Origin of the sequence: Xanthomonas sp. LMG 12460, from assembly GCF_009192895.1 — a bacterium.
Lineage (GTDB): Bacteria > Pseudomonadota > Gammaproteobacteria > Xanthomonadales > Xanthomonadaceae > Xanthomonas_A > Xanthomonas_A sontii.
Genome location: NZ_NKUH01000152.1, coordinates 1 through 3273, shown reverse-complemented (window position 1 = coordinate 3273; position 3273 = coordinate 1). Strand labels below are relative to the sequence as shown.

The 3273-nt window shown below is 71.2% G+C and carries 4 protein-coding genes; all 4 read left to right on the top strand.

Features of this window, described 5'->3' with window-relative positions:
- Nucleotides 1–1105, top strand: a 1105-nt coding sequence (creD, locus tag CEK66_RS20100) for a cell envelope integrity protein CreD (protein WP_226978702.1), incomplete at its 5' end; no start/stop codon positions are given.
- Nucleotides 1106–1126: 21 nt separating this feature from the next.
- Nucleotides 1127–1564: a hypothetical protein gene (locus CEK66_RS20095; RefSeq protein WP_148829023.1), complete on the top strand. Its 438-nt coding sequence runs from the start codon at nt 1127–1129 to the stop codon at nt 1562–1564.
- A 389-nt stretch (nt 1565–1953) separates the two neighbouring features.
- A complete protein-coding gene (locus tag CEK66_RS20090; RefSeq protein WP_152238061.1) occupies nt 1954–2559 on the top strand; it encodes a GNAT family N-acetyltransferase in 606 nt (201 codons plus the stop codon).
- The coding region (locus tag CEK66_RS20085) for a nitrilase-related carbon-nitrogen hydrolase (RefSeq protein ID WP_152238060.1) at nt 2556–3273 on the top strand (718 nt) is incomplete at its 3' end. The genes CEK66_RS20090 and CEK66_RS20085, both read left to right, overlap by 4 nt.

Sequence of the window (3273 nt, the reverse complement as noted above, 5' to 3'; positions counted from 1 at the left end):
GCTCGACGCCGACGGCAAGCGGGTGACCAAGCGCGAGACCGAGACCGGCTACGTGCTGCAGGCGCCGCGGCGGCTGCAGGTCGAAGGCGAACTGAAGCCCGCGCAGCGCCACATCGGCCTGTTCAAGGTGCAGGTGTACAGCTGGCATGCGCGGCTGAAGGCCGAGTTCGACGATCTCGATTATGCCGCTGTCGATCGTCGCCAGTACGGCACGCCGTATCTGGCGATCGGCCTGCAGGACGTGCGCGGCCTGGTCGGCACGCCGAATCTGCGCGCCGACGGCCGCGCGCTGCCGCTGCAGCCGGGCTCGGAAGGGCTGGCCAACATCTCCAAGGGCGTGCACGCGGTGCTGCCGGCATTGCGCGATACGCAGCAGGGCCGGCTGACAGACCTGCACGATGTGCAGATGGAATTCGTGCTCGACGGCACCCAGGCGCTGTCGATCGTGCCGGTCGGCGACGACAACCAGATCGCGCTGAACTCGCCGTGGCCGCATCCGCTGTTCGGCGGCCGCTTCCTGCCCAACGAGCGCCGCATCACTGCGCAAGGGTTCCAGGCGAGCTGGGCGCTGTCGTCGCTGGCGACGGGCGCGCAGGCGCAGCTGGCCTCCGGCGGACAGGATCTCGACGCCTTGCGCGTGGACCTGGTCGACCCGGTAGACGTATACACCCAGGCCGAGCGCGCCAGCAAGTACGGCCTGCTGTTCGTGGTGCTGACCTTCGTCGCCTTCGGCCTGTTCGAGCTGATCAAGCGCCTGCCGATCCATCCGCTGCAGTACCTGCTGGTCGGCCTTGCGCTGGCAATCTTCTTCCTGCTGCTGCTCAGCCTGTCCGAGCACATCCCGTTCTGGCAGGCGTATCTGGTCTCGGCGGTGGCCTGCATCGGGCTGCAGTTCTTCTACCTGTCCGGGGTCTTGCGCAGCCGCCTGCGCGCGGCCGGCTTCGCCAGCATGCTCACCGTGCTGTACGGCGCGCTGTACGGCCTGCTGGCCTCGGAAGACAACGCCTTGCTGATGGGCTCGCTGCTGCTGTTCGGCATCCTCGGCGCGATCATGTGGATCACCCGCCGGATCGACTGGTACGAACTCGGCGCGTCGCTGCGCTGAGCCGTCGGGGGAGAACCGGACATGGTCGCGCATCGTCATCGTCATCTGCATCGGCGTCTGCAGGCGCTGCTGCCGCCCGCCCTGGAGACCCATGGCCTGCATCCCGGCAACCTGCCGGGGGCGCTGGCGCGCAGCGCGCAGGCCGCGCTGGTCACCGCCGCCGACCGCGGCGGAGCCCTGTGGCTGCGTTTGAGCGAACGCAGCCGCGCCGCCCTGGCCGGCGACGCGGTGGCGTTCCTGGCCGGCGCGCTGCAGGCGCGTGCGGCCTTGCCGGGCGATGCCGCGCCGTGGCGCTACTGCCCCTGGCGCGCGGTGCGCCGCGATCCGGCCTGGGCGATGGACGTGGAGCGGTGCGGGGACACGCCTGCGCCGGGGTTCGTGACCTGGGAAGCGGAAGGCCGCGCGCGCTTGCTGGTGCTGCCGGCACAGGCCGCGCTGCTGTGCCGCTGGTGGCGCTGAGGCAGGGCAGCCGCATCGATCGCCGCCACGGCGGGCGGATCGGTCGGATGGTCATCGGCCATTGACGGCAGAAACGCCGACGGTGGCGGGACGGATGCCGCCACGGGTCACAGGACGGGCAGGGACGCCCACGCAGGGACGCTGCAAGGGCGCACGCAAGCGCATCGCCCAGGCAGCTAGCGCAAGGAGGCGCTTGCGTCACAGGACGGGCAGGACGCCCACGCAGGGAGGCGACAAGGGCGCACACGCCAAGGCGCCGCAAGCAGGGCAAGGAAGCGCGTGCGCCACAGGACGGGCAGGACGCCCGCGCAAGGACGCGGCAAGGAGGCACATGCAAGGGCATCGCCAGGCAGGCAGCGCCAGGGAAACGCTTGCGGTAGAGTGCACGGATGCACTCTCCGCTCTCCATTCAGCGCCTGCGCGGCGCCGGGATCGTGCCGTTCCTGGACGCGGTCGCGCAGCTGCGCATCGTGGTGTTCCGCGACTGGCCCTACCTCTACGACGGCGACCTGGCCTACGAACGCGAGTACCTGGCCGCCTATGCGGCGTCGCCCGACAGCGTGTTCGTGCTGGCGCGCGACGGCGAGCAGGTGGTCGGCGCCTCCACCGGGCTGCCGCTGGTCGACGACACCGAGGCGTTCGCCGCGGCCTTCGCCGGCAGCGGCATCGACCCGGCCGAGGTGTTCTATTTCGGCGAATCGGTGCTGTTGCCGCAGTACCGCGGGCGCGGCGCCGGCCATGCCTTCTTCGACGAGCGCGAGGCGCATGCGCGCGCGCTCGGTCGCTTCCGCCTGACCGCGTTCTGTTCGGTGGAGCGGGCGCCCGACGACCCGCGGCGGCCGCCGGAGTATCGTGGCAACGACGTGTTCTGGCGCAAGCGCGGCTATCAGCCGCAGGCTGCCTTGCGCATGCATCTGCCATGGAACGAGGTCGACCGCGGCGAGACGCCGCATACCCTGGGTTTCTGGACCCGCGCGCTGGAGCCTGCCGCATGAAAGTCGCCGTCGCCAAGTATCCGATCGGCGCGCCCGCCGATTTCGCCGCCTTCGCCGACAAGCAGGCTGCGCTGCTGGGCGAGGCCGCGCAGGCCGGCGCGCAGCTGGCGGTGCTGCCCGAGTATCTGTCGCTGGAACTGGCCGCCACCTTCGGCGCCGAGGTGTCGGCGCGGCTGCCGGCCTCGCTGGCGGCGATCCAGGCATTGCATGCGCCGTACCTGGCCCTGTTCGCCGACCTGGCGCAGCGCCATCGCCTGCACGTGGTCGCCGGCAGCTTCCTGCTCGACATGGGCCAGGGACGCTACCGCAACCGCGCCTACTGGTTCACCCCGGACGGCGGCCACGGCTGGCAGGACAAGCTGCAACTGACCGGCTTCGAAAAAGCCACCGGCCTGATCGACGGCGGCGAGGCGCTGAAGGTGTTCGAGGCCGAGGGCGTGCGCGCCGGCGTGGCGGTCTGCTACGACAGCGAGTTCCCGCTGCCGGTTCGCGCCCAGTACGAGGCCGGCGCGCGCCTGCTGGTGGTACCCAGTTGCACCGACACCGAGGCCGGCGCCACCCGCGTGCGCGTAGGCTGCCTGGCGCGGGCGCTGGAGAACCGCATCTTCGTCGCCCAGTCGGTGACCGCCGGCGTCGCCGAGTGGAGCCCGGCGCTGGACGTGAACACCGGCGAGGCCACGCTGTACGCGCCGATGGACGCCGGCGGTCACCGAC

What these genes read in the sequence shown, in the direction of transcription:
- CEK66_RS20095 (WP_148829023.1), top strand. Translation starts at nt 1,127, where the DNA reads ATGGTCGCGCATCGTCATCGTCATCTGCATCGGCGTCTGCAGGCGCTG.
- CEK66_RS20090 (WP_152238061.1), top strand. Translation starts at nt 1,954, where the DNA reads ATGCACTCTCCGCTCTCCATTCAGCGCCTGCGCGGCGCCGGGATCGTG.